General features: G+C 37.5%; 24 protein-coding genes and 2 riboswitches. Of the genes, 7 read left to right on the top strand and 17 right to left on the bottom strand.

The window, feature by feature from the left end:
* Positions 1-354: 354 nt before the first annotated feature.
* Entirely contained in the window at positions 355-669 is a 315-nt protein-coding gene (locus tag ACVWYG_RS18415; protein ID WP_457272392.1) for an HPF/RaiA family ribosome-associated protein, read from the top strand.
* Positions 670-805: 136 nt separating this feature from the next.
* Here the strand turns inward: ACVWYG_RS18415 and ACVWYG_RS18410 are convergent, their stop codons facing one another.
* The 6 genes from ACVWYG_RS18410 to ACVWYG_RS18385 form a co-directional block, all read right to left on the bottom strand.
* Positions 806-1,546 carry a menaquinone biosynthetic enzyme MqnA/MqnD family protein gene (locus ACVWYG_RS18410; protein ID WP_457272390.1) on the bottom strand — a complete coding sequence of 247 codons (741 nt, stop codon included), beginning with the start codon at positions 1,544-1,546 and terminating at the stop codon, positions 806-808.
* A 40-nt stretch (positions 1,547-1,586) separates the two neighbouring features.
* Positions 1,587-2,204 (bottom strand): histidine phosphatase family protein, encoded by a 618-nt coding sequence (locus ACVWYG_RS18405; protein WP_457272388.1) that lies wholly within the window; start codon positions 2,202-2,204, stop codon positions 1,587-1,589.
* 56 nt (positions 2,205-2,260) lie between these two features.
* Positions 2,261-3,460: an aminofutalosine synthase MqnE gene (mqnE, locus tag ACVWYG_RS18400; RefSeq protein ID WP_457272386.1), complete on the bottom strand. Its 1,200-nt coding sequence runs from the start codon at positions 3,458-3,460 to the stop codon at positions 2,261-2,263.
* Positions 3,461-4,012: 552 nt separating this feature from the next.
* On the bottom strand, positions 4,013-5,083 hold the full coding sequence (locus ACVWYG_RS18395) for an alpha/beta hydrolase family protein (protein ID WP_457272384.1): 1,071 nt from the start codon (positions 5,081-5,083) through the stop codon (positions 4,013-4,015).
* Between the two features lie 380 nt (positions 5,084-5,463).
* Positions 5,464-6,486, bottom strand: coding sequence for an aldo/keto reductase (locus ACVWYG_RS18390; RefSeq protein ID WP_457272382.1), 1,023 nt, complete (start codon positions 6,484-6,486; stop codon positions 5,464-5,466).
* Positions 6,487-6,675: 189 nt separating this feature from the next.
* Positions 6,676-7,170 carry a hypothetical protein gene (locus tag ACVWYG_RS18385; protein WP_457272380.1) on the bottom strand — a complete coding sequence of 165 codons (495 nt, stop codon included), beginning with the start codon at positions 7,168-7,170 and terminating at the stop codon, positions 6,676-6,678.
* A 121-nt stretch (positions 7,171-7,291) separates the two neighbouring features.
* Here ACVWYG_RS18385 and ACVWYG_RS18380 point away from each other — a divergent pair, with 121 nt between their 5' ends.
* On the top strand, positions 7,292-8,410 hold the full coding sequence (locus tag ACVWYG_RS18380; protein WP_457272378.1) for a trans-sulfuration enzyme family protein: 1,119 nt from the start codon (positions 7,292-7,294) through the stop codon (positions 8,408-8,410).
* A gap of 234 nt (positions 8,411-8,644) precedes the next feature.
* Here the strand turns inward: ACVWYG_RS18380 and ACVWYG_RS18375 are convergent, their stop codons facing one another.
* The gene (locus ACVWYG_RS18375; RefSeq protein WP_457272376.1) at positions 8,645-9,655 is read right to left on the bottom strand and encodes a hypothetical protein; all 1,011 of its coding nucleotides are present in this window, start codon (positions 9,653-9,655) and stop codon (positions 8,645-8,647) included.
* Positions 9,656-9,857: 202 nt separating this feature from the next.
* Positions 9,858-9,968: riboswitch (SAM riboswitch) on the top strand.
* Positions 9,969-10,224: 256 nt separating this feature from the next.
* Here ACVWYG_RS18375 and ACVWYG_RS18370 point away from each other — a divergent pair.
* The 3 genes from ACVWYG_RS18370 (at position 10,225) to ACVWYG_RS18360 (ending at position 14,017) form a co-directional block, all read left to right on the top strand.
* Positions 10,225-11,520: an O-acetylhomoserine aminocarboxypropyltransferase/cysteine synthase family protein gene (locus ACVWYG_RS18370; RefSeq protein ID WP_457272374.1), complete on the top strand. Its 1,296-nt coding sequence runs from the start codon at positions 10,225-10,227 to the stop codon at positions 11,518-11,520.
* Positions 11,521-11,549: 29 nt separating this feature from the next.
* Positions 11,550-12,623, top strand: coding sequence for a homoserine O-acetyltransferase family protein (locus ACVWYG_RS18365; RefSeq protein ID WP_457272372.1), 1,074 nt, complete (start codon positions 11,550-11,552; stop codon positions 12,621-12,623).
* A 140-nt stretch (positions 12,624-12,763) separates the two neighbouring features.
* Positions 12,764-14,017: a homoserine dehydrogenase gene (locus ACVWYG_RS18360; protein WP_457272370.1), complete on the top strand. Its 1,254-nt coding sequence runs from the start codon at positions 12,764-12,766 to the stop codon at positions 14,015-14,017.
* Positions 14,018-14,220: 203 nt separating this feature from the next.
* Here ACVWYG_RS18360 and ACVWYG_RS18355 read toward each other — a convergent pair whose 3' ends face one another.
* The 7 genes from ACVWYG_RS18355 to ACVWYG_RS18325 all read right to left on the bottom strand — a co-directional run bounded on the left by ACVWYG_RS18355 (position 14,221) and on the right by ACVWYG_RS18325 (position 21,221).
* The gene (locus ACVWYG_RS18355) at positions 14,221-14,703 is read right to left on the bottom strand and encodes a YMGG-like glycine zipper-containing protein (RefSeq protein WP_457272368.1); all 483 of its coding nucleotides are present in this window, start codon (positions 14,701-14,703) and stop codon (positions 14,221-14,223) included.
* A 72-nt stretch (positions 14,704-14,775) separates the two neighbouring features.
* Positions 14,776-15,504 carry a Dph6-related ATP pyrophosphatase gene (locus ACVWYG_RS18350; protein WP_457272367.1) on the bottom strand — a complete coding sequence of 243 codons (729 nt, stop codon included), beginning with the start codon at positions 15,502-15,504 and terminating at the stop codon, positions 14,776-14,778.
* Complete coding sequence (locus ACVWYG_RS18345; protein ID WP_457272365.1) at positions 15,494-16,183, bottom strand: SIR2 family NAD-dependent protein deacylase; 690 nt, start codon at positions 16,181-16,183, stop codon at positions 15,494-15,496. The genes ACVWYG_RS18350 and ACVWYG_RS18345 overlap by 11 nt, the downstream gene beginning before the upstream one ends.
* Before the next feature lie 67 nt (positions 16,184-16,250).
* On the bottom strand, positions 16,251-16,841 hold the full coding sequence (locus ACVWYG_RS18340) for a DUF6580 family putative transport protein (protein ID WP_457272363.1): 591 nt from the start codon (positions 16,839-16,841) through the stop codon (positions 16,251-16,253).
* Between the two features lie 66 nt (positions 16,842-16,907).
* Positions 16,908-18,029: a PKD domain-containing protein gene (locus ACVWYG_RS18335; protein ID WP_457272361.1), complete on the bottom strand. Its 1,122-nt coding sequence runs from the start codon at positions 18,027-18,029 to the stop codon at positions 16,908-16,910.
* A 34-nt stretch (positions 18,030-18,063) separates the two neighbouring features.
* The gene (locus ACVWYG_RS18330; protein ID WP_457272359.1) at positions 18,064-19,173 is read right to left on the bottom strand and encodes a YncE family protein; all 1,110 of its coding nucleotides are present in this window, start codon (positions 19,171-19,173) and stop codon (positions 18,064-18,066) included.
* Between the two features lie 14 nt (positions 19,174-19,187).
* A complete protein-coding gene (locus tag ACVWYG_RS18325) occupies positions 19,188-21,221 on the bottom strand; it encodes a TonB-dependent receptor (protein WP_457272358.1) in 2,034 nt (677 codons plus the stop codon).
* Positions 21,222-21,319: 98 nt separating this feature from the next.
* Positions 21,320-21,512, bottom strand: a riboswitch (cobalamin riboswitch).
* Positions 21,513-21,604: 92 nt separating this feature from the next.
* Between ACVWYG_RS18325 and ACVWYG_RS18320 the strand changes: the two genes are divergently transcribed.
* Both ACVWYG_RS18320 and ACVWYG_RS18315 read left to right on the top strand, forming a co-directional pair.
* Positions 21,605-22,849, top strand: coding sequence for a serine hydrolase (locus ACVWYG_RS18320; RefSeq protein ID WP_457272356.1), 1,245 nt, complete (start codon positions 21,605-21,607; stop codon positions 22,847-22,849).
* Positions 22,850-23,274: 425 nt separating this feature from the next.
* Complete coding sequence (locus ACVWYG_RS18315) at positions 23,275-23,958, top strand: DUF3291 domain-containing protein (protein WP_457272354.1); 684 nt, start codon at positions 23,275-23,277, stop codon at positions 23,956-23,958.
* A 336-nt stretch (positions 23,959-24,294) separates the two neighbouring features.
* Here the strand turns inward: ACVWYG_RS18315 and ACVWYG_RS18310 are convergent, their stop codons facing one another.
* The 3 genes from ACVWYG_RS18310 to ACVWYG_RS18300 all read right to left on the bottom strand — a co-directional run bounded on the left by ACVWYG_RS18310 (position 24,295) and on the right by ACVWYG_RS18300 (position 26,476).
* A complete protein-coding gene (locus ACVWYG_RS18310) occupies positions 24,295-24,717 on the bottom strand; it encodes an SRPBCC family protein (RefSeq protein WP_457272352.1) in 423 nt (140 codons plus the stop codon).
* 321 nt (positions 24,718-25,038) lie between these two features.
* Positions 25,039-25,746, bottom strand: a complete 708-nt coding sequence (locus ACVWYG_RS18305) for a DUF2071 domain-containing protein (RefSeq protein WP_457272351.1) — start codon at positions 25,744-25,746, stop codon at positions 25,039-25,041.
* A gap of 169 nt (positions 25,747-25,915) precedes the next feature.
* A complete protein-coding gene (locus ACVWYG_RS18300) occupies positions 25,916-26,476 on the bottom strand; it encodes a hypothetical protein (protein ID WP_457272349.1) in 561 nt (186 codons plus the stop codon).
* Positions 26,477-26,627 lie beyond the last annotated feature (151 nt).

Here is a 26,627-nt window from a genome sequence, read left to right as displayed (position 1 = left end):
TTGCTAATCTTTATCTTATTACTCGATACTTTCTACTTAATACTAGATAACTTCGATAGGTTTTTGCGGCCTGGATGGTAAGGGCCGAGCGCAGTAAGGGTTAAGTTTTTCCCCTTTTGGGGATAAAAAAACTTAACGTTACCCTTGTACAGCCAGATAAAGCCGCCCAAAAAAGCTAAAAGTTAAAAGTTGAAAAATTAGAAAGGAACCACTGTAACCTTAAGATTATAAACAGTAATTATGGCTCTAAAGCTTGAATTAAATCTCCTCGAAATGCAAATTCGTAAAACAAAAATGAAACAACGACCATTTTTGGACGTTTTATATGTATCTTAAAAACTTAAATTAAAATCTATGACTATTCAATTAAATGCCGACAAAAATTTAACGATTCATCCTGAATATGAGGCTCAAATGAGCGAAAAGTTAGAGAAAGAATTGCAAAGATTTTCAGAACACATCACTCGGCTAGAGGTTCACCTATCAGATGAAAATGGCAGCAAAGACGGCCAAGAAGATAAAAAATGTATGATCGAATGTCGTGTCGAGGGAAAACCACCAATGGCTACTACAGATTTTGGAAATAGTTACGATCAAGCCTTAAATGGTGCAGTAAGCAAATTGAAAAACGCGCTCACCACCATGATTGGTAAATTAAAAGAACACTAATTTACCATTGAGAATAAATATATTAAGCCTGGGCGTTAATTCCTGGGTTTTTTTATGCCCAAAGATTTTCCTTTGCAGTTATAAAGCCGCCGAGAGTTTAAAAGCCGATGATGCCCAAAACGGCGAACGGAAAACGCTAGACTAAACTCGTTTCCAATTTTTCAATATACTTAAGAAATAATCTTAATGCGCTTAATCTATCCTCAGTAACATCAAATTGAAGTTTATTCATCAGATAGTCAGAAATATTGAATGACGGGTTTTGCGGAAGTTCATTCAAGAGGTTCAATCTATTGTCTAAGCCAAACTGCAGCGCCTTGTTAAATTCTGATTTAAAACCTTCATCAATTTCTTTATTTGCCACCCACGCAGCATACATAAAAGGCAGCCCAGTTAAATTTTTCCATTCTTCGCCAAGATCATATGCGTATTCAAAATCTTTTTTGGCATTGAAAGTCCTATCACCAATAAGCACCAGGGCATCTGCTTCTATAACTTCATCCGTTAAAAAGGTAACTTCCTTATTCCAATGAAACCTCAACAATACTTTCGCAAGGTTGTTGGAAGTTTTAGACTGTGGGTCTAACCTCAACGTACGAATGCTATAAATCGGTTTGTTGCTAAATATAAAGACTGAGTTTACAGCGCCATCGCTACCGATGCAATATTGGGCCACCAAATTGGCATTTGGCACCATCGGTATGGCGGCAACAGGGATTAGACCTATGTCCACTGTTCCGGCGATTAACTTCTCTGCGCAATCTGACGGAATGTCCAACGCTAAATCAATCTTATCGATAATTTGACTATGTTCCAAGCCGTAAATAAACGGTTTTGTATTGGTGTATGCGACCGCTGAAATCTTAATTTTTTCCAAAATAGTTCTATTTTTTTTTTACTCGGACAATTTTGCAGCGCTACTTTAGCGAATCCAGGTGTCTAGTGTCGTTAAAATCTTTAATGATAAATTTTTCGTCTTGATAAGCTAACCTATACAAAACTGTGTTTTGATGAGGATAATCTTTCATTTTCGATAGAGGCGTTCCGGTAAGTAAGCAAAGAAATACACGCATAGATCGGCCGTGCATGCACACTAATACTTTTTTTTCATCCTCACGAATTTCTAATAACTCTTTCGGTTTTTCTAAGCGTTCAAAAACGTCTTGTACGCTTTCTCCATCCTCAAAATGGTTGCTGTAATTGCCGTTTTCCCAACTTTGCAACATCGTTCTGAAGGCTTTAATGAGTTCCTCATTTTTAGCTCTGCCTTCCCAAATTCCCCAATCCAGCTCATCTAAACCCGAAAGTTTTTCCCAATCGATTCCCGATTTGATAAACCTATCAACTGTTTGCCTGGTACGTTTTAAGGTAGAGATATATACCTTATCAAATGGAATGTCTTTATAGTATTTCCAAAAAGCTTCTGCTTGTTTTTCACCGGTGTCGTTTAAATCAGCATCAATGCCTTTACCTTGGACGATTCCCTCCTTGTTAAAATTTGTTTCGCCGTGGCGTATAATATAAATTTCTTTCATTAATAAAAAGTTCTAACCGAATACCTAGATCTATAATAGGCGCTAAACCCCATCACCTAAACGCTGCTTACATCTGGTAGTTTGTAATAATTTGGTTTTTTTTCATCCTCAAAAATCACATCGCTATAATCAGTTACAACATGATATAAAGTGTCGCGCTCAATTGGTTTTCTACCCACGTTGCGTATCAATTCTACCAATTGTTGGGTACTCATTGCTGGAGTTTGCTCTTCAGCTCCTGCCATAGAATAAATTTTGGTCGTATCATCCAGTGTTCCGTCGATGTCATCAACACCAAAATTCAAGGAAAGCTGAGCGGTTTCTCTGCTAATCATTGCCCAATAGGCTTTAATGTGGTCAAAATTGTCGAGGTAAATTCTAGAAATCGCAAAATTCCTCAAATCCTCGATTACAGACGACTCTGCAACATTAGACATTTGATTGTTTTGATTTCTAAATTTTAGCGGAATAAAAGTTTGGAACCCTCCAGTTTCATCCTGTAAAATTCTCAGCTTTTCCATATGATCTACTCGGTGCCAAAATTTCTCAATATGGCCATAAAGCATAGTAGCATTACTTCTCATGCCCAATCTATGCCACGCGCTATGAATGTCAAGCCACTGTTCACCGGTACACTTATCTTTAGCAATCTGCTGCCTAACTTCTGGATGAAAAATTTCTGCTCCTCCACCAGGCATCGACTCTAAGCCAGCTTCCTTCATTAATTTCATGCCAGTGGCATAATCTATTTTTGCTTTTTTAAATATATAATGATATTCTACCGGAGTCAAGGCTTTGACATGCAGCGCAGGCCGATGTTTTTTAATTGCGGAAAAAAGTGCTGAATAAAAAGCTACATCATACTGTGGCAATACGCCTCCAACAATATGAACTTCTGTAACCGGCTCCTCGTCGTATTTTTTAACCACGTCGAGCATCTCCTCCATCGTGAGTTCCCAACCTTCGTCTTTTTGCTTTATTAACCGCGAATAAGAACAAAACTTACAATCGTAAACACACAGATTGGTAGGCTCTAAATGGAAGTTTCTATTAAAATACGTTAAATCACCATGTTTCTTTTCACGAATATAATTGGCCAACACCCCTAGAAATCCAAGTTCTGCATGTTCGAAAAGGTATACGCCATCGTCGAAACTTATGCGGGTATTGTTTAACACTTTATTTGCTATTGAAGACAATTCTGGAGAAACGTTTAATCCCGAAACTAACTCTTCAACATCCTTAGCTGTATTCATTCCTTTTAATTTATACAAAAATACGTTCTGCGAAGTTTAATAACATCATTTTGTTGTAACTAAACGTTAGCAGGCAGGTTTATGAAATAAGAAGTTTTTAAGAATTAGGACTTAAGCTTTCGCAATTAAAGGTTGATATTTGGGGTTAGGCTATTTTAGGGAATGTTTGTTAGTGGACGGGTTGTTGAGTGTTAGGTGTAGGCTCTAAGGGTTTTTAAGGTGATAATGCATTCGAGCCTAAGGGTTTTAGGGCGTGCCCCAAGCTGCGCAAGGGTCGGGCAATTCGCTGCAAATCCGCGCTCGTGCCTCACTATGGGTTTTTCGCTGCTATCCCTCACGCAAAACTTATCTCTAGAAAACAAATTCTTTAATAAATCTTGAAGATTCCAAGGTTTTCTACCGCATCATTCCTGTAATTCTGACATCAAACTTAGCATATAATTTGACTTATCTATAAAATTGTTTTTCAATTGAAATCAGGCCGAATTAAAGCCCATCATATCCGTCTCTACTTCCTCCAGCACATTAATTTTATCGAGCAGCATTTATAAGTTATTCGACATTAATCTCGTTGATCCATTTACAGATTTCGTTTAGCGCAATTTGAGAAAAGGTTTCAGATTTGTCGGCCAAATTCCAAACGGGTGCTTCTTTTAATGTGTGGTAGTAATGATTGACATTCGCTAAAACAATTGTTTCCACGTGATCATTACCACTTTGTTGCAAAATTTTCTTTATGTTTTCTAAATTCGGTACTGCATCTACAGAGTCATCTTTATTGCCGTTTAATGCAAGAATTAGACATTTTATTTTCGACAGATACAGGTATGGATCAAATTTTCTGAGCGCGATCTGCTGTGATTTTTGCCACTCATTATAAAGTTTATCCATTTCATCCTTTTGGAATGAACCTATACTGTCACTTTTTATATTTGTGTATAATTTTAAACCAAGTCTTATTTTATTATAATCTGTGTATTTAGCTAAGGTGTCAAATAAACTCTTCTGAATAGATGCATTTTGTATATATAAAGAGTCAGCCATTTGCGCTAGGTTTAAACTCACTCCTAGATTTTCATAGTACTTGCTTAATTGGTAGTTATAAAAATTCCATCCTCCCAATCCTTGAGTTGACAGAAGTAGTAAAAAAGAAACAGATTTGTTCCTTGAAGCCACTATTTCTGCAGATGCACCTCCTTCACTATGTCCCAATATTCCTATTGTGTAACCCTTAAACTTTTTGTTTTTTCTAAAATAACGATATATGGTTTCCACATCATCTGCATGTGTAAAGAGTGTCGCGCTTTTGTTGTCGCCACTAGATTCACCAACGCCTCTATTGTCGAATCTAAATGTTGAAATTCCACATTTAGCTAAATGGTTTGCCAACGCCGGAAAATTGACAAATTGCCCGTTATGGCCTGATATGTCTCGATTATTTCCTACTACTGAACTTACAAGGATCACCAACTTAGGTTTTTCTACTTGTTGGTTAAGAACAAGTGTTCCCGCAATATTACCTTGTTTAGATTTGATAATTATAGATGTATCTCTTATCGGATTTTGTGCGTTTACAAAACTGGTCCACGCTAGTGTAAATAAAAATAGCAGTTTAATTTTCATAGTTTGTGAAGCAATATACTAAATAGCTTTCGGTAATCTATATAGTACAAAATGCTATTGCTTTGCCATCAAACCTATCAAAAAATGAAATTTTTAAGTATTAAAGACTGGTATGCACCTAACGGTAATTCTAGTAATTTTCTGTTTCTAAATCAATTTACTTCGCTGTCTAATTCTTACCTGCTCATTTAATTTTCCGCTCCAGAAAAACTTAGAACTGCCTTCATCTACCTAACCTACAAAAACAAAAAGGCGTGGACTAAACAGACCCACGCCCTTTTTTGCAAACCCTAAATCGTATCTCGCTGTGGGTTTTTTCGCGAGTATCCCTCACGCAAAATTTCTTTAAGAAATAAATATCTCAATAAATGTTAAAGATTTTAGGCTCTTCTATCCCCGCCTTGTCTTTCTAACATCCAGCCTGGATATTCTGCCGACAATCTGCTTACTTCGTCAAGTTTTTTTAATTCGTCCTCGGTAAACGTTACGTCTACAGATTTAAGGTTGTCTTTCAACTGGCTCGTTTTCTTCGCTCCGATGATTACGCTACTTACTGCTTTTTGATGGAGTAGCCAAGCTAGAGAAAGTTCTGCAACAGAGGTATTTTTCTCTTCAGCCATTGGCGATAAAATATCTAAAATATCAAAAGCCTTGTCTTTATTTACAGGTGGGAAATCGAAATTCGCACGTCTACCGCCGTCGGATTTTCCACCTCTATCGTATTTTCCACTTAATAACCCACCAGCCAAGGGACTCCAAACCATCAAACCCATTTTTTGGTCCTGCAACAATGGAACCAACTCTCTTTCTAAATCTCTACCGGCTATGGTATAATAAGCTTGAAGCGACACAAATTTCTCAAATTTTTCTCTTTCAGAAACGCTTAGTGCTTTCATCAACTGCCAAGCAGCCAAATTGCTACAGCCAATATAGCGCACCTTACCATGCTTTACCAAAATGTCCAATGCAGATAGCGTTTCTTCCCAAGGCGTTAATGCATCAAAACCATGAATTTGATATAAATCAATGTAATCTACATTTAGCCTTTTTAAACTCTCTTCTGCTTGATGTAAAATATGTTTACGGGTTAATCCGCTTTGGTTTGGTCCCTCTCCCATTTTTCCACGAACTTTAGTGGCAATAACAAGCTCGTCCCGATTCAAACCTAAATCTCTAATGGCTTTGCCGGTCATTTCTTCACTAATTCCTTCGCTATAAACATTTGCGGTATCAATAAAATTAATCCCGCCATCTACAGAGATTTTCATCAACTCATTAACTTCTTTTTGTTTTAATTGGCCAATTGCTTTCCACATTCCTTCGCCACCGCCAAAGGTCATGGTACCCAAACATAATTCTGAGACTTTAAGCCCAGTATTGCCCAACATATTGTATTTCATCATGATTTTTTGTTTTTTGTTCTACTTACGAATAGGACACCTTTAAGAGTGATTTGTTTGCAAAAAAATTGATGCACAGCAAAAATTTAGCGTCATTGAATTGCACATGCCTCAAAAAAAAGAAGCAACCGAATGGGGATGCTTCCTTAAAAATTTAAGTTCTAATCAAAATTTGGAGCAATAAATTAAAATTTACCGAGCAGCAGGCGTAAACGTTAAAATAATATTTGCAGTTTTCCCGCCAAATTCTATCGGCGACTTTAATACCATCTGTTCGCTAGATAATGATGATAAAATTAAGCGATATCCTTCGGTAACATTTTTCGCCTTATCACCTTCGTAAATTTTCTTAAACTGGAACGTCTCGTCCTTTGTCGCAACCGACCAAAAGATGCTTTGGGTAACGGCACCGCACTCGCTAGAGGCAGGTAAAGAATAGGTTCCATTACCACTATTTGTTAAATTCCAAGTACTTCCTTCAAAACATTTATAATTCTTTTCGCCAAATAACCCTTGTACCGCTTGATCCGGTAATCCTTCTAACGCTATATTACTAACCACCCAGTTCCGCACAGCCGTCCCTCTACTTCCACTAATACCTGCGGTTACACGCTTTGCGGTATTGCAACTTGGCAAAATCAACAAAACCGTACATGCCACTGTAAGGGCTAAGAATAATTTTTTCATTTTTTTTAAATTTATGTTTGTCAATCCAAATACATAAATCCTGCCAAAAACCTTTCAATGGTTAAAATATATTTCAATTCATTAAATTGCGCATTCGATACATATAAGTCTCCATTACAATATGAAACCAGAAACACTAGCCATACATGCCTCCAATATTGTACATGCTGCCACGGGCGACGTAACTCCGCCAATAAGTCTTTCGACTACCTTCTATAGAGATGAAAACGGAAATTATCCCGGAGGGTACATGTATAGTAGGGTAAGCAATCCAAACCGATCTGCTTTAGAAAACACCTTGGCAAAATTAGAATTTGGCGCTGAGGCGGCTGCTTTTTCTTCAGGCAATACTGCCGGCATGGCACTTTTTCAGGCGCTTAAACCCAACAGCCACATTATTGCTCCCGACGATATGTATTGGGGCTTTAAAAAGCAACTGCTTACTATTTTTAGAGGAATTCTCGAGTTTGATTTTGTAGATCAAACCGATTTAAAACTGGTACAACAATCAATAAAAGCAAACACCAAAATTATTTGGATGGAAACACCATCTAACCCGCTGCTAAAGATAACCGATATTGTTGGCATCTCAGAAATCGCAAAAAAGGCGGGGATTACTACGGTTTGCGACAGCACGTTCGCTTCGCCAGTTTTACAAAATCCAATCTTGCTGGGCGCAGATATAGTAATGCATTCCAGTACAAAGTATCTAGGTGGACACAGCGATGTACTTGGTGGAATTCTTGTTACTGCAAAGATAGATGAGCTTTGGGGTGCCATCAAGAATGTGCAACAAACAGGTGGCGCAGTTCCTTCGCCTTTTGATTGTTATTTGCTTTGCAGAAGTCTAAAAACCTTGGTTTACAGAATGAGAGGCCACTGCGAAAATGGTCGGAAAATAGCCGATTATTTAAACAATCATCCAAATGTCGAAGCTGTTTTTTATCCTGGTTTGGAAACGCATCCGCAACATGATGTTGCTGCCAAACAGATGAAAGATTTTGGAGGTATGCTGTCTTTCTTGGTTGCAGGCGGCGAGAGATCTGCAAATAAAATGATTAACAAAGTAAAGTTATTTGCACAAGCAACGAGTCTTGGCGGAGTAGAAAGTTTAATTGAGCATCGTTATTCTATTGAAGGTCCAGAAAGCAAAACGCCAAAGAATCTTATTCGTGTTTCCGTTGGTTTAGAGCACATAGATGATTTGATAGCTGATTTAGAGCAAGCGCTATCAGATTAAAGGAATAGCACTCTTCTCAAACAGCAATTTTTTGAATTTGATTTTTGGATCCAATTTAAATAGCTTTTGGGCACGTATTCCCGCTAAAGACATTATTGCCATCGCTTTATTGGGCCATTTTTTCTTAACAAATGACTAGAGCAGCACGCGTGTCAAACCAGCCAAAATATAAATTTACGAAGCTTACACTAATCTCATAATTAAACCAGTTTTATTTTGTTTGCCAATTTCCGATCACTTTTCCGGATAACAAATCGTAATAAGTTTAAGGTTGTAATCAGGATTAATGGGTTCATTGGTTTGGACCAAACGTTGTGCGCCGGTATTTGCGGGGCACGCGATGTCATTTGTGGCATCATAAATAAGTTTTTTTCCATCTAACAGAAGCGCTTTGGGCACGTAGATCTGAACCTTAGTTATCGAATAGCCAGACGGAATGTATCTTACATAGTAACCATCTGGATGTTTACTCCAAATGCCGCTCGGTACGTCTGCTCTAATTGGAGCCATGCCAGCAAGAATGGCATATTTTTCCATCTCTGCGTAAGTGTAATTGCCAGAAGCTACGAGCTGCCGAATGCTATTTTCTGCCTCAAAAACAGTTTGCAAACCCTGTGGGAGCTGATCCTTTGCTTTTTGCATCAAATCAAAAGGCAAAATACCCAACGCACCACCTTCTAACATGGTAAGTTGTTTTGTGGTTAATAACTTTAGCGCGGTTACCTTAATCGTGCCCGAGTAATCACTAAATTTTGTCCTTGCTATAATAGCCCAGAGCAGTGCCTGAATGTCATGTTGTTGAACTTCAGGGTGTTTTTCTGCGCTCTTTAGAATAATGGTAACAATTTCATTTTTCGGCCCAAGCAGTGGCGCAAACATGTAGCCGTCTCCTGCAGACGGGCCATAGGTGCCAGCATGGAGACAATAACTTTTATTCGTCATTTCGTAAAAACCTTCACAAAGATAAAAGCCGCCATCTGGTGCTTTAGGTAACAAATATAGCGGTTGAGTGTTGACGTTTTTAAAGAAATCAGGCAATTGTTCACCAGTTCTATCAACATCATTAAAATTGGTAGAAATGGCTGCGGGCTGCTTTAGTAGATTATCTACACCTAGCATTTTTGCGCCTTTGGCCGCACCAACTTTCAACAATTTATCTTTCAAGCCCCCAAACTGTGCAGACGCTTGGAAAGAGAAAAATAACATCAATAAAGACGATGCAAAAATAAATTTTGCGTTTTTCATAATTCAAATTTTTATCGCGCTAAAGATAATGATTTGAAGGTAAAATTAAAATGGAAGCTCCCACTAACTAACTTTTACCGCCACTTTACTAGTGATCTTATTAAAATCGAAATTAAATTTTGTTGTTTAATATTTTTTACCCACTTTTGAAATATTATTTGGTAATCATCAAATAAAAATCAACTTTTTTTTTAGAAGGGTTGGTTTATAAAGAAGCGACGAGAGACAGGCTCTTAGACTCGCTGGCAACCCTCAAAAAAGAGAAGGTGCCAATTCCTGACCGGGTAACACAAGTTATTTGGAAATATAAATGACAACTAATGGACGATAAAATTTATTTTTCGCAAAGCGATCTAACATTTACTTACGGCTTTACCATCTCGCAGAAACTGTTTGCGTTCTTTGGTCTCTGCAATAGGGTGCCTTTTATGTGCTGTTGCACTGCTTAAACAAAAAAATCTTCTTTTTTGGTAAACTAATCCAGTTGGAAGGCCTTTTTACAGGTACGCATACACGAAATAATTCAACAAAAAATAATTAACAATTCATACAAGCAAAACAGATACAACATGTCATATAAATTCGAAACGCTACAAGTACACGCAGGCCAAGAAGCAGATCCAGTTACCGGTGCTAGAGCCGTTCCATTATATCAAACAACCTCTTTTGTTTTTAAAAGTGCAGAACACGGCGCAAATTTATTTGCGCTAAAAGAGTTTGGCAATATTTATACCCGTTTGATGAATCCGACGACTGATGTTTTTGAAAAAAGAATAGCAGCTTTAGAAGGCGGTGTAGCTGGATTGGCCACGGCCTCTGGTCTTGCAGCTCAGTTTATTGCATTGAACAATATTTTAGAAAGTGGAGATAGCTTTGTATCCTCTTCTCATTTGTATGGCGGCTCTTACAATCAATTTAAAATCGCTTTTAAACGCCTAGGGATACAAGTAGATTTTGCAGATCCTGATAAGCCAGAAGATTTTGAGGCAAAGATCAACGAAACAACCAAAGCAATTTATGTAGAAACCATTGGAAATCCTTCATTCAGTATAGTAGACTTTGAAAAAATTGCTGCAATCGCAAAAAAACACGACCTCCCATTCATTGTAGACAACACTTTTGGCGCCGCAGGATATCTTTTTAAACCTTTAGAACATGGTGCCAACATCGTTGTAGAAGCTGCAACCAAATGGATTGGCGGTCATGGAACGAGCATCGGTGGCGTAATTGTTGATGGCGGAAATTACAATTGGGGAAATGGAAAATTTAAACAGTTTTCTGAACCGTCAGAAGGGTACCATGGTCTTGTTTTTAGTGACGCATTTGGTGTAGATAGCCAGTTTGGAAACATTCAGTTTATCATACGCGCACGTGTTGAAGGATTGAGAGATTTTGGCCCAGCCATTTCTCCTTTTAATTCCTGGCAGTTACTTCAAGGTGTAGAAACTTTATCACTCAGAGTACAGCGCCATGTAGACAATACCTTGGAATTGGCTACGTGGTTGGAAAATCATCCACAGGTCAAAGGAGTCGATTATCCCGGTTTAGAAAGCAGCAAATACAATAAACTGGCAAAAAAATACTTAAAAAATGGATTTGGAGCGGTGTTGTCTTTTGAGTTGAATGGTACCAAAGAAAACGCAACTAAGTTTATAGACAATCTTAAACTTACTTCACACTTGGCAAATGTGGGTGATACCAAGACATTAATCATACAGCCATCGGCTACAACTCATCAGCAACTTAGCGATGAAGCACAATTGGCAGCCGGAGTAAAACCGAATTCGTTACGCGTCTCTGTAGGAATTGAGCATATAGACGACATTAAGGCTGATTTTGAACAGGCTTTTGCTGCAATAAAGTAAGGTTGTTTATAAAAATTTAACTCGAATATATGTCCGAGCAGAAAATAAAAGAGGTTTCTTTTTATCAGCATAAATCTGATTTCAGATTAGAAAGCGGCCAGACCATAAAAAACCTTGAAGTCGCTTATCAAACATTTGGCAAGCTAAATAAAGAAAAAAATAATGTAATTTGGGTTTGCCATGCCTTAACAGCAAATGCCGACGTGTTTGACTGGTGGCCCGGATTATTTGGAGCGCATAATCTTTTTAATTCTAATGATCACTTTATCATTTGCGCAAATGTGTTGGGGTCCCATTATGGAAGTACAAATCCGTTGAGTCAGAACCCAATAACCGGCCTACCCTACTACCTTTCTTTTCCTAGTTTCACAATTAGAGACATGGTAGCGGCACATCAATTGCTTGCCAATCACTTAGGAATTACTAAAATTGAAGTATTAATCGGTGGATCGCTGGGTGGACAACAGGCCTTAGAGTGGAGCATTTCTAAACCCGATGCCATCGAAAACTTAATTTTACTTGCAACAAATGCAGTGCATTCTCCTTGGGGAATTGCGTTTAATGAAAGTCAACGGTTGGCCATTGCTGCCGACCGTACATTTTACGCAAGTCAACCTGACGGAGGATTGAAAGGATTAAAAGCAGCAAGAAGTATTGCGTTGCTCAGTTATAGAACTTTTAGCGCCTATGGAAACACGCAGGTGGAGAGTGATGGCGATAAAGTAGATCAATTTAGGGCAGCTTCCTATCAAAATTATCAAGGAGAAAAGCTGATAAAAAGATACAACGCGTATAGTTACTATTTTTTGACTAAAGCAATGGACAGTCATAATGTAGGTAGAAACCGAAAGAGCGTTATTGACGCATTGAAGCGTGTTGAGGTAAATACACTCGTGGTGGCTATAGAAAACGACCTACTATTTCCTCTGTGTGAGCAGCAATTTTTAGCAGACCATATTCCAGACGCATCACTCTCAATTATCAAGTCCAACTTCGGCCATGATGGTTTTTTGATAGAAACAGATAAATTAACCAAAGTGATCAGCAATTTTTTAAAAGAGACTAAACATAAAAATGTGATTAAACTGAAACATACTGGCTGAAATGGAAAGTTAGACTTTACCAGTTAGAAAGTGAAGCCTATTACAAACAGAGGAAACATTGATTTCTGGAATAAAATCTAATGTCGAATAGGCTAAATCTACACATTAAATGAAAATTGATTAACACAAAGTAAGTATAAATGAGTAAGAAATTAAAAATAGGGTTGTTTGGCTTTGGCGTTGTTGGCCAAGGATTATTAGATATTATACAAAGTCAACAACTCAACCTAGAAATCGTTAAAATTGTTATAAAAGATCCAAACAAGCAACGGACATTAGAAAAAGAGTTATTTACCACCGACCATGCAGAAATTTTAGAAAATGGAGAAATTAATACTATTGTAGAGTTGATAAACGATGCAGATGCGGCATATACCATCGTTACAACGGCATTAAAATCTGGGAAAAACGTAGTTTCGGCAAACAAGAAAATGATTGCCACGCACTTAAAAGAACTCGTGGCCATCCAACGGGAACACAATACATCTTTATTGTATGAGGGAGCTGTTTGCGGCAGTATTCCGATTATCAGAAATTTAGAAGAATACTATGACAACGAACTTTTTAGTGCCATAAGTGGAATTTTCAATGGATCGTCGAATTACATTTTAACCAAGGTTTTTAACGAAAATCAACCTTATGAAGATGCCCTTAAAAAGGCGCAAGATTTGGGATTTGCAGAAACTGATCCGATCTTAGATGTTGGCGGATATGATCCAAAATATAAATTGGCGATCGCAGCTGCCCATGCCTATGGATTGTTCGTATCACCAGAAAATATTTTAAATGTAGGCATCCAAAATCTCTCTCAAAGGGATGTAAATTACGCCAAAGAGAAAAATCTAAAAATAAAACTTGTTCCAACCGCGATTAAAGTTGGTGCTGGAAAAATTGTAACTTATGTATTGCCTAAATTGGTAAATAAAGAAGATTTTCTGTACAATGTAGAAAATGAATACAATGCAGTTACCGTTCAAGCCGCTTTCGCTGACAAACAGTTTTTTTTCGGTAAAGGCGCAGGTGGCCATCCAACAGGCGCTGCTGTGCTTTCAGATATTGTTGCACTTCGCTACGACTACCGGTATGAATATAAAAAGTTTAACTCAGGGCATATTGTAGAACATTCAGATGAGTGTCTTTTGGAAGTTTACCTCAGATATGCAGACGATGATTTGGTGGAAAGGCTAGAGTTTGAAGAAATAAGCGAGCGCTATGCTGCCAAAAACTTCAAGTATGTAATCGGCACTATTAAGTTGACTAATCTAATAAAACATAGAGACTTATTGCTAGATAAAGATACTTTCATAGCTTATACAGGAAATGAAGCACATTTAGCAAATGACGATACTGTTTCGCAATCGAAAGCAATTGCCAGCATTGCTGAAGGATTTTAATGGTTTACAGGTTTATTTTAATTTTGATTACGAAGAAAGGTCGAAAGACCTTTTTTTTCGTTTTGGCTCTTTCATTTTTTAGAACCAGCTGATTACGTCAGACGCATCTGAACTTAGGAAAAACATCGCTCAAAAATTTAATTTTAAGTTAAAAAAAAGCGGCAAACCACAAGTTCGCCGCTTTTGTAAAAATTTGTATAGTATTATTGGGCTCTTCCTGATTTTTTATCTTTACCGCGACCAATTAAATATCCGGATCCGGCACCAATTACCCCACCAATAATCGCTCCTCGTCCATGTTTCTTATCAATCAAAGCACCACCAACTGCACCGGCAGCACCCCCAATTACCGTTCCTTTAGCGGCATCACTCCAACCTTGTTTTTTAGCTGTAGGCTGTGTTCCTCCGTAGCTAGAAGAACTGGTACTACTTCCAGAAGCATAACTTCTACTCGTCGAATGCTTTCCTGCATTATAAGCAGCAGCAACCTCAACATCTTTTTTAGCTTTCTCTTTTTTTACCGCCTCGGCTTTGGCAAAACTGTCTAAACGAATACTGTCTTTTATGGCTTTTACTTGCTCCTGCTTTTGCAAAACTTGTTGTCGATTTGCCTCATCTTGTTTTTGCTTGTTGTTACAAGCAAACATAACCGAGCTTAATGCAACTACTGCGAATAACTTTTTCATAATTCTGTTATTAATAACCTAATCTGTTTAATCAATCCTATGAGAAAATGATGCCAAAAAATGAGACTACATTTATTTTTCTATTAAATCCCTAAACCAATAGCCAACTTCACTTGTGATAACTTGCGTTTTATCACCCCCAATTTGCTCGGTTGAAGCAACACTGTAAGTTTTATTTATCATTTCACCCATTCGAAAATCTATCTTTCGTTTAAAGATTGGCCCAGCAAAAACGAAGGTATGAAATTCGCCATTTTCGCCACAAACGTCTATTTCTGAGGGCAGAGATCTAATTAAATCTGCCTCTATAACTTTACCACAGTAAGCCGCCAAATTTTGCTGTGCACAAATAATGATTGTTTGATAGTTAAGTGCTAAAAACTCGCTGATGACATTTTTAGTATCACGACCCCAAATCGGGAAAATAGTCTTCAGCCCTATTGACGCATTTTTTTCTTCGCGATAACGTTTCAAGTCTTCTAAAAAAATATCTCCGAAAATAGCATGCGTTATCCCCTCATTTTTCAATTTTCCCAAATGATGGTCCATCAACGCATCATAGCTTTCCATACTTGTGTTTTCTGGCAGGTAGATTTCATAAAGCTTAATACCGATGCTTTCGGCCTGTTTTCTAAGCAGAGAAATACGCAGCCCATGCATAGAGACTCTATTGTACTCCGCAGAAATTGTAGTGAGCAGATACTTTACTTCGAACGTGTTATCCTGCAAAATATGATGGAGCGCTAACGTACTGTCCTTGCCACCGCTCCAGTTAAACACACAGCGTTTTTTATAATCCATGCAACAACAATTTTTTTACGCTCGCGATGCCAGCGACAGCTTTTTCTTCAACCTTTACTACGTGTTGATAAGCACTAATACTCGGTATTTTTGGATCGATAATGTACTTTACAGCGTCGGATGGCACAAACTCTAATAAGCCTGCAGCAGGATAAACGGCAAGAGAACTTCCAACGAGGATAAATATATCAGCTTGACTACAAAGAACAGAGGCTTTTTCTATCATAGGCACTTCTTCACCAAACCAAACTACATGAGGCCGAAGTTGCGAACCAAGTTCGCACAAAGCGCCCATTTCTATTTTGCTCCCAACAATCGGATAAGTTAATTTCGGGTCGGCACTTGATTGACTTCTGGTAATTATCCCATGCAAATGAACCACGTTTTTAGAGCCGGCGCGTTCGTGTAGGTCATCTATATTTTGGGTGATAATGGTTAAATCAAAAAATTCATCAAGCGAAGCGACTATTTTATGCGCTTCATTTGGGGCTGCATTTAAAATCTGTTCACGACGCTCATTGTAAAACTGCTGAACCAGCTTTGGATCTCTTTTCCAAGCTTCTGGCGTTGCAACATCCTCTATGTTATACCCTTCCCAAAGTCCGTCGGCATCTCTAAAAGTTTTTAATCCGCTCTCCGCACTTATGCCAGCTCCCGTAAAAACCACAAGTTTCTTCATGGCTAAAGATAAAAAAAATCCCCCTAAAGCGATGCTAAAGGAGGATTACAAAATATTTACCGCAATGCTAGATGCGTTGTGGCTGAAGTTTTAATACGGTATATCTTAATTTCAAAAGCTCAAAAGCACCACAAATAATGGCACCATAAATCAATGTTCCTGCGATAAATCGACTTTCAAAAGGAATAGCGAGTACCAACGCATGCCAAAAGCCTGCAAAATTTTGTGTAAACATTGGGTTGTGATACCAAACGCCAAAATCGGTTATGATCCAATGAATAAATGTAACCACCAATGCAGAACCAAGGAAATTAAGCACGTTAACCCTTTTAAGCATCACTCTCCCTACCAAAACCATTAAGGCAAAGGCAATATACACCCAATACCAACCCTCATATAAAAACCCATTGCTGTATTGGCTAAAAATAGTGGATGACAAAATAAAATCACTTAGAAATAAACTCAACAAAGGAAAAGCAAAAGCCTTCACATTCTTTTTAAAATAGCACCCGCCAAAAATCGCCACCGCGCCGATTGAAGAAAAATTAGCGAATTTAAGCTCATCTGTATTAAAAGTAACCAACAATCTAAAAGCGGTTACTGCTAAGATAATCAACAACAATACTGCGCTACGTGGATTCATTTTTAAGTTTGACATGTTTATCTTTTTTGTTAAAGGCACAAAGTTAAGTTTTTTATTGTGGGATATAAAGCCGAAATAAATTTACTTGATTCCCAAATCTACCGCTCCCCTTACTTCCGTTGATATTTCTCCTAAAAAGCCTGCATCTGCATTCTGCCCGGTATATACTTTCACAAAATCTATGGTTTTTAACGCTACTTTTTTGCCACTGCCATTCACTGCCCAAGAAATGTCGAATGAATTGTATCCGTTTGTTTTATAATCGTCGCCCGGAGAGTAGCTATCTGCATAGCCAAAATCAAATGGTTTACTTGTTACAAATCCATTGTTCGATACGGTTGAATTCAATAATGTTCCCTTTAAAGTGATTGATTCTTTATTTTTTGCAAACTCCGGATAGAAATTATGCTTGTGGTAACTGTTCACTTTTACAACCCCGCTCTTACCTAAGTTGTCTGTCCATGGCACATCGGCAAAAGCCTTTGGATTGCTATAAGTAATTTCATAATTTTTAATGGTGGTTACTTTTGCGTATTCACTGCCTGCCAATTCATACCATTCGTCATCTGCTAGGCCGTTTCCATTTGCATCTTGACTAACCATCACCACACCTGGTTCAGAAAAATCGTAAGGCGGCCCGTATGGATTGCCATAAATAGCAAGATCGCTGCCGTTGTTATTTACCACAGAATGATCAAAGCCGAAAATAAGATAGCCGCCAAAACCACCTAAAGAAATTATATTAGATGTGCCGCCGATAAGTTTTTGTGCTTGGTCTGGGCTACCAGAACTTTCGTTAATCAATTGGCCAGGTGCAGGTAAATAATCAAATATTTTACTGATGTATTTGCGACTTGCTGATGTTATGGCAATTACGGGCACATTTACGACAATAATATAGGTATGCGTAAACACACCTCCAGCATTGGTTGCTTTGTAAACCAAAGTATAGAAACCAGCGTTTACAGCAGTAAAATTGTAACCGTTTCCCGAACCCACTTTTGTTCCATCAAGTAGCCATTCCTGGGTTAGGTCTTTATCATCCTTTACGTTGATGTTGAACTTTTGCGCGACATTTAATTTTACAATAACTGAATCCGCTTGGTTTGATAAGCTTACTTGAGGAGGCAAATATCCACGGTCTTTTTTACAGCCAACAATAAAGACACCACTTATAAGCAACAGGATAATTATTTTCTTCATTATTTCTATTTTATGTTCTATTTAATATGAGGAGTTATTTGGATAAAAAAACAAAGTGCCCCGGAATATCGCCCGTAGTAAGTGGAATTTTAAATTTGCTTTTACCTGTTTTATCAAAAGCATAAAGTTTGCCCGGGCTTTTATAGTCTCCGGCATCTGAAATATAAATGTCTCCTGTAGAAGGATCTGTAACAATCCCAAACGGCAATACGATAGCATTATCGGTTCCATCAGTAATAAAATTATTGCTGAGTAAAGTTTCGTCTTTTACATTTATTTTTATATATTTTGATTTCTTGGCAGCATAATCATTAGCAAAAATGAATGCATTGTCTCCATCGATATAGAAATTATCAGTAGGAATATTAAAATCTTTTTTTACCAAATCTGTTTTGGTATCTATTACAAACATCGACGAAGGCGTATTTCCGTAATCGCCGCGAGAATTAACGTAAACGTCCCCATACTGATCTGCCTTTAAGTGAAAAAGATTTACAGCAACGTCTATTTTTTTTATTTCAATATTCGAGGTCAAATCAATCACAGAAACCGTACGGTCATAATTAGGAGCGTTTAAACCTCCCGAGTTTGCAACATAGAGTTTTGTGCCTACTACCGCCATTTCTTCTGGCTGGCTGGCAACATTAATCTTTGTTTTGATTACGGCTGTATTTGTAGTATCGATAACAGCGACAAAGCCATCGTAAGAAGTGATGTAGGCAAAGTTTTTATAAAAAGCGACGAACCTTGGGTTGTGAATGTCTAATTTACCTACCTCCTTAGCCGTACTGGCGTTTAATATTTCCACTTTGTTGCTCCCGTTCACTACAACATACATCTTTGAGCCGTAAATCTTTATGTCATTGCCGCTATCACCCAGCCCCAAAGTTACTGTAGGATTTGCTACGCTAAATATATTGCGTGTATACAGTCCAGACGCAAAATCATAAAAATCCAAAGATGCTTTATTTGATCCGAAATTCCCTTCATTGAGCACATAAAGTCCTTTCATTGCGCTCGATGGATTTTCATAGCCGTTGGTGACATCGTCCTTTTTCGGCTGCTCTTTTCTACAGGCAGAGACGGATGCCAATAAGAATACAGCGGAAATAAGGCCAATTGAAATTTGTAATTTGTTCTTCATGATTTTTAGATTTTTTAAAAGTTTGATTTTAATGTAATTCGATAATTCCTTCCCGGCATTGGATAATTGAGGATCACATCATAATATTGATTAAAGACATTATTTACCTCAGCATTTAGCGCCAACTTAGCCGAATTGAGCTTAAAATACGTTCCAACCGTTAAATCGTGGGTATACCAAGGTTTAACATAGTTTGCAGGGATATTTGCATTTTGGCTATACCGCTCGCCGGTATATATGTAGCCATAATTGAAGGTAATCTTCTTATAATCGACAGATAATCTAGCTGTTCCACTATTTACGGGAATGTATGGAATCTGATCCCCGTAGTTGTAGGCAGTGGAACTGATATCAATCGCTTTTTCAAAAGTATAATTTATGCTTGCAGTCAGTTGCAAATCTTTTCCAAGGTTAAAAATAGTTTGGATGTTTGTTTCGATCCCTTTTATACTTACTTCGCCAATGTTGAAAATGCTCCACCGAGCTAAATTATTCCCTGGAATGGCAACAATCTTATCTTTCACTTGATTAAAATATGCATCGACTTGTATTGAAAAATACCTTAAGCGTTTTTGAACAGGTGCTTTGTTAAACGTGAAACCAAGGTCGTATTGACGCGTGTATTCAGGCCTTAGATTTGAATTGCCAACAAACGAATAATATAGATCGTTAAATGTTGGTAGTCGAAAAACAGATTTGTAAAAAGAACGTATCCGAAAATCGGGTGAGCTGAACGGTTGCAAACTTGCCAAAAGCGCTGGGCTAAACTCTTGCTTATCAGGTGCAGCAAGCCCTAACTTCACGTCGTCGTGTACCAAAGTAGTAAGCAGGTTGCCTTGAAATTGGACCTTTTTTAATTTTATGGAACTCGCCACCGCGATCAATCCAGTTTGCCGGGTTGGGTAAGCAAAATTATATTGACTCGCTTCTAGCTTTTGGAGGCTAAAATCGGTTGCTAAAGAAATTTGCCAAATTGGCGATAGTTTATAGAGATTTGTAGCAGATAGATAGTATTCTTGCTCGGTGTAACGATTGTCTAAAATACCACTATTAATTTTTATATCCGGATCGGTATAGCGTAAAAAGCTGTAAGCGTATTTTACATTGAGCAACAAATTGTATTTTTGTGTGAGGTTATTGTGATAAGAAACTTGTACAAATGTGTTGTCATCCCATTGCCGTTGGGTAAATGAATATTTATTTGAAACAATTGCGCCAGGTAAGCCTCTAGCCGAATTATAGTTAAATATCTTTACGTTCCATTTGCTACTGTCGGCTGAAGTTCCAAAAAGCGTTGCTTCCACACGTAGCGACTTTACATCGCCGTTGTCTCTAACTACTGTGGTATCATATTCGTAATCTTTATACCTAAATTTATATTTGCCGTTTGCCTCCAAGTAAGCGGCATTAAAGCCGACAGCTAGTTTTTTGTTAATTCGTTGTGTATAGTTTACACTTGGATTAAGCAGACCAAAGGAACCAGTTTTTATCGATGCGTTCGCTTGATAAGATTTTCCGTTTACAAACTTTGGCTCAGCGGTTTTTAAATAAATTGCACTTGCTGAGGCGTAACCTCTTGCGGGAATTAACAAATCTGGCTTTTGACCTACATAAATCGAAACTTCTTCTAAATTATCCAAAGAATATTTACCTAGATCTACTTGGCCGTTTTGAGCATTTCCAAGCTGAATGCCATCGTAAAAAACTGAAGTATGGTTGCTGCCCATACTTCTAACGTTTATGGTTTTTAAACCGCCAATTCCGCCGTAATCTTTAAGTTGTACACCAGAAAAAAAGCGCAATGCATCTGCAACAGAAAGACTATTTAACCGATTAAGCGCTGCTCCATCCAAAATTTGAACTGGAACTGGAGACTCATTTATTTTAGCTTTCTTAAATCGGTTGATCTCGACATCCTTTAGTTGTTTACCTTTTAAAGAATCGGTTTGGGCGACCACATTTTTTGGCACAAGAACTCCGAATCCAAAAAGGAAGAAAAAAACTAAAAAGTATTTGATGTTTAAATTAACACCGATTTTTAAAGTCATTCTGATTGTGAGTTTTCCCCACAGCCAACAGATTAATAAAAGAAATGAAAATACGAAAATCGCAATTACTTCACTCCTAGCTTCAATCCACGAAAGCTATGAAATATAATACCATGGCAGGTCTCCTGACTTGCTCCGGATTTTTCGGCCTTCCCATCTGCCAAAAGGCAAACAGTGGCGAAAGATTGAAAAATCTTCTGGAGCTTACAGTTGCGGGACAGTTGCAGAATTAAACTGCATTCCCTTTTAAGTCTGAGTTTAAGCTCAGACACCAAAAGCGACGCAAAAGTAGGAAAAAAAAGTGAATCAAGAGAATCAAAAAAAATTCGATAGAATAGCTATCCAAAATTGCTATTTTAGCCAGTAATCAAAACAAAGCAGAAATGAAAAATAGTTTGTTTCTAATCTTCCTTTTTATGAGTTCTTCTATCATGGCGCAAAAAATAGACACGACATTTTTATCAATGCTAATGAAATCAAAGCCAGCACTTTTCGATTCCATTTTAAAAACTGCCGATCATAAGCAAGTCCAACTTTTATATACTCAGATAAATAGAGATGCGCAAAATAGACCTCATTTTAAAAGTTTTGCGTATCATTTAGATCCACACCACTACTTTTATCCAGCGAGTACGGTAAAATTAGCAGCGGTTATATTTGCATTAGAAAAAGTAAATGCGCTCAAAAAAACCGGCATTACTATGCACAGTGAAATGATTACAGACAGCGCCTTTTTTGGTCAAACCAAAGTTCTTACAGATACGAGTGTTGAAAACGGCAAACCGAGTATTGCACAATACATCAAAAAAATACTGCTTACAAGTGATAACGATGCTTTTAATAGGTTGTATGAATTTATCGGCAGGGCAGAAATAAATAAAAAATTAGAGCAATATGGATTAAAAGACAGTCGCATTTTAAATCGCTTGGCCATAGGCGACGCAGGCGAATCATCGAGACATACCAATCCGATAAACTTTTACAACGGAGATAAATTAGTTTACACTAAACCAGCTGAATATGATCAGAAAGACTATCCCTTAATGCTTAATCGGATGTCAGTTGGCAAAGGGTACATGGATAACAAAGAAAAACTGGTGCATAAACCTTTCCGTTTTATCGATAAGAATGCCTTTTCAATTGCCGATCAGCAAACGCTCATGCGGAAACTTATTTTCCCGGATGCCTTCACAAAAAAAGACCGTTATAACCTCAATGCCGAAGACTATAAGTTAATTTATACTTACATGAGCATGTTTCCTACAGAAAGTAGGCATCCAACATACAATGCTTCAGAATTTTGGCCTACTTATGCAAAAATGATTTATTTCGGCAGAGAGAAAATGGCACACCTTCCGCCCAACATTAGGATTTTTAGCAAATACGGCGACAGCTACGGTTTCATAATAGACAACAGTTATTTTGTTGATTTCGAGAATAAAATCGAGTTTTTTCTAACTGCCGTGGTGCAGAGCAATAATAATGACATTTACAACGACAACGTCTACGAATACGAAACGGTGTGTTATCCATTTATGAAAAATATCGGAAAAGAAATTTATGAATTTGAGCTTAATAGAAATAAGGCACATAAACCCAATCTAAGTAGAATGAAAATGGCTTACTAAAAATTGGTGCTTTAAACGAATTTAAGATTTATCGGCTCTTTTTTAATGGCTTGAAGGAAAGTAGCCGCAATTTATATTAAATTTTTCTGCAAAAGCAAAATGCTAAAATGGTAAAAAACATTTTTAACTCTGTGTTACACGGTGGCAGGTTCACTTAAAATTGTTGGTCAGGCATACTTTTAGTTTTTAAACGGCAAAATACAGCGGCACAGCACAACACTGTTAGCAATTGAACCTCAAACCTAAAAACCATTGTATACAGCAAAACTTTAAGTGGCGTTCTAATTTCTTTGTGCCCAAAAACATTTTGAAATCCAGCATACGCATCTTACGAAGCATTGAAATATACAAAAACGTAACGCAACAAACTGTAATTGTTTCGTAACTTGGCTGCCTTTTAAGGAAAAACTTCCATTGATATAGAAATGATAGTTGCACTCACCATCACTAAATATAAAACCCATTTCATTCCCTTTGCCTTTATCGGAATGGCGATTTTAAGGATTCCACTATGGGCGAATAGGAAGTGCAAATTTTGGCGTTTAATGGGAAGTGGAAAAGATGCTCAAGTAGACCTAGCACCAGACTATAAACATTGGGCAATATTAACCACGTGGAAAGATAGAATAGACTGCGACCAATTTTATAAAAAGTCGGTCGTCATCAAGTGGTTTCGCAAATTTGGAGCGGAAGAATTTACAGTAATTTTAAACCCTCTGGTCTCACACGGCTTGTGGGCCGGTAAAAATGTATTCGAGACTTCACAGCAAAACTCCGGGAAAAGCGGAAGGGTCGCTGCGATAACCAGGGCAACAATTAATTGGAACAGAATGAATGAGTTTAGGGCAAATATGAAACGGGCAGGAAGTGCGATGCGCACAGCTCCGGGTTTCATTATGGCAGCAGGGGTTGGCGAAAATCCTTTCAGCAGTCAGGCTACGTTTTCGATTTGGGAAGATCTGGAAAGCATGAAAAATTACGCCTATAAAACCACTGATCATTCCGACGTCATTAAGCTTACGAGAACTAGAAAATGGTACTCAGAAGAATTATTTGCTAGGTTCGAAATCTTGGAGATCACAGGAAGCCTAAATGGTAAAATAGTCTAGTACAAACTGAGTTATTAAACCGGTGATGTATCTTCTTGATGAAATTTCTCCTTGCCGGTTTAGAAAGATACTAGCTAAAAATATTCTCATAACCTCTATTCCGAAGTTTGAGAATTTTAAAAATTGGAGCGTTCTTTCATATTTCTGCTATTTTCGTATTGTTGTGGGGTGACAAGACTTAGCTCTGTTGGTCTTGCGAAGTGTTTGGCTGTGTATCTGTCAAAACCAAATCTGCTGAAATGTGTGGTTGATGTTTTTATTTTGGATGTAGTAAAAGTAATCAATTTCCCCCGTCAGCCCTTCTTTTGCCAAAGCAATGTAGCGATTCATTTTTTTTTAGATGGTTTCTACAAGGTTTTTTAGTGATTTTAACATTGGGTTTTCTTCTCCTTGTGGTTCTTCTTGAACTGCGTCTGGTCTATTGTCTTCTTGTATAATTTCAAGTTTTGTTTGTCCGTTTTCTGCTTTTAAAAGATAGTTCATTACAAAGTAGTTTTCGGGTTTGTCTTCAAGATCTGGTCTTGGTGCAAATAAGCTATATTTTATCAATTCATTTGTTTTGATTTCTAAAACCTTTCCCCACTGTCTGAAAACTTGTCCTTCCCATTCTGTTAAAAATTCTATATTGCTACCAATTTCCCAAGTGGTAATTAAGTCACTCCCGAACTGCCATAATTTAACTTTTTCAGGACTTGTCAATGTTCCCCAAACGCGGTCAGGGGTAGCATTCAGTTTTATTGTTGAAATATTTGTTGCCATATTTACAAATTGAAATTTTGTTTTTTATGTTTTGTAGTTCGTTGGTAGGTTTGAAATTATAAGGCATCAATTCTTTCTGCTCACGTCGTCACTTTAAAGTAACTGCTACACGCTACTTTCCGACCAAGTACAAACATAACGAATTTGTAGAAAAAGCGGATAAAGAGCCTCGCCACGGCCTAGATAAAACTAGCGGTTAGAGGTAGATTTTACCTATTTATTGTAATAAATAAATTAAATATGGGTACCCATTGGCTATTATAATTGGAGCATTTAAGCATTGAACATGCATTTTTGCCAAACGCTCGATATTGTCAGTGGTCATTTGTCCGTTTCCATTTTCCATTCGTGTTCAATGTTAGTCATTAATAATGCGTTGTCAAATGTCACTGAACCTTTTGGGAAGACTTCTTCGTTTTCAAAAAAGCTTGATCTCACATTTGAAACGGCAAGCGGTCTAACTACCCATTTATAGGCTTTTAATCTTAGTCCGTCAAATTTTTCTTTATTTGGCGAATAACCAAGGTCGCCATTTTCAAAAAAGTCAGAAGCATTTTTAAGTGTTTTGAATATTGATTTCTCGCTAAATAATTTTGTTTCGGTAGCGTCAACAAAAATTTGGGTGTCGTCCGAGCTTTTAAAATCTATGTGATAATTTCCGTTGTTTTCTTCTATGTTGAATTTTGCGTAATAATGTTTGCCTGGAAATATTCGTCCACCGATAAGTGTATTTAATTTAAGTGAAGTGTCTCTGCGAGGAATATAAACCCCTGATTTCGTCTCTCCGTTTTCGTCCCATTCAACTGCGATTCTGTGCGCACCATTTTCAGAGTTTACACCAATAAAGTCAGGAAGTCCTTTTGGTTTAATGTTTTTAAGTCTTATTAGGCAAATACCAACAATAGCTTTGTCCCTATAAATTTTTGGTTTAAACGGAAAAGGAACAATTTTCTCCACAACTTTTGGGTCAGCGCTGAAGTTGACTAAAATTCTTCTGTCGATATATCCGTGTATTGTTGGAATTTTCATTGTCGTGGGTTTTTCTATCGTTGGCTATAACGTTTTGCTGGTTTAAGTTGAGCCTAAAAATTATTTGCACAATAGAACCTAAACCACTAAACTAAATAAATAACTTTAAAGTTTCGTGCTCCTACTTCACCCGAGGCTTAACTTTAACCTGCTGTTATAAGCAGCCACACTAATTTCTATTTAACTTTAATTCTCGTTTTAATTGCGAATAGCTGTCAAGGTCGTACTGTTTCATATCATATACAGCAATCGAAAAAGTAGAGTCAGATTTTGACGCGTTGAATGTGTTTCCTGCATGACCGGGAAACTCTTCGTCCCTTTTAGACTTCTCTAGCCTATTAATATAGTCTCTCACCGAAGTTTTCATCATGTCGCTTAATTTAAATGTTTTTTTGAACACTAATGTTTGGCCGGAATCTCGATTATTCTTAACCATTGCCTGTTTGCAGTCAACCTTGAACTCTCGATAATTCAAATAAAATACTTCCCCCTTAATGTAAATTATCATTTTTTCTTGATGCCCACCCCATTCTCCACATTCGCTGAAATATGCATTTAAAAATAATTTAGTTTCCAATCCGAATGCGAATAAATCCTTTTTCTTTAAACTAATATCAGCTTGTTCATTTGGATTAGCGTTCTTTGGTTTAGGCTTGATAGAAGAATTACATGCTAATATCAAGGTCAACGAAACTAATACAAGGGTTAAGGTAAATTTTCTATTCGCCATATAAAATTTATTTGCATGTCTGCTACTATACGGGTTATGCGGCCTGCGGTTGCTTATAATCGAGTCACGCAAAGGAATTTCACCTTTGCGTTCTCACAGAACCGTACGTGAAAGTCTCCCTTCATACGGCTCTTCATGTTCTTAAATCACG

This window comes from Pedobacter sp. UYEF25 (assembly GCF_054061655.1).
The sequence above is the reverse complement of the archived record's forward strand: the minus strand, read 5'-3'. Positions and strand labels throughout refer to the sequence as shown.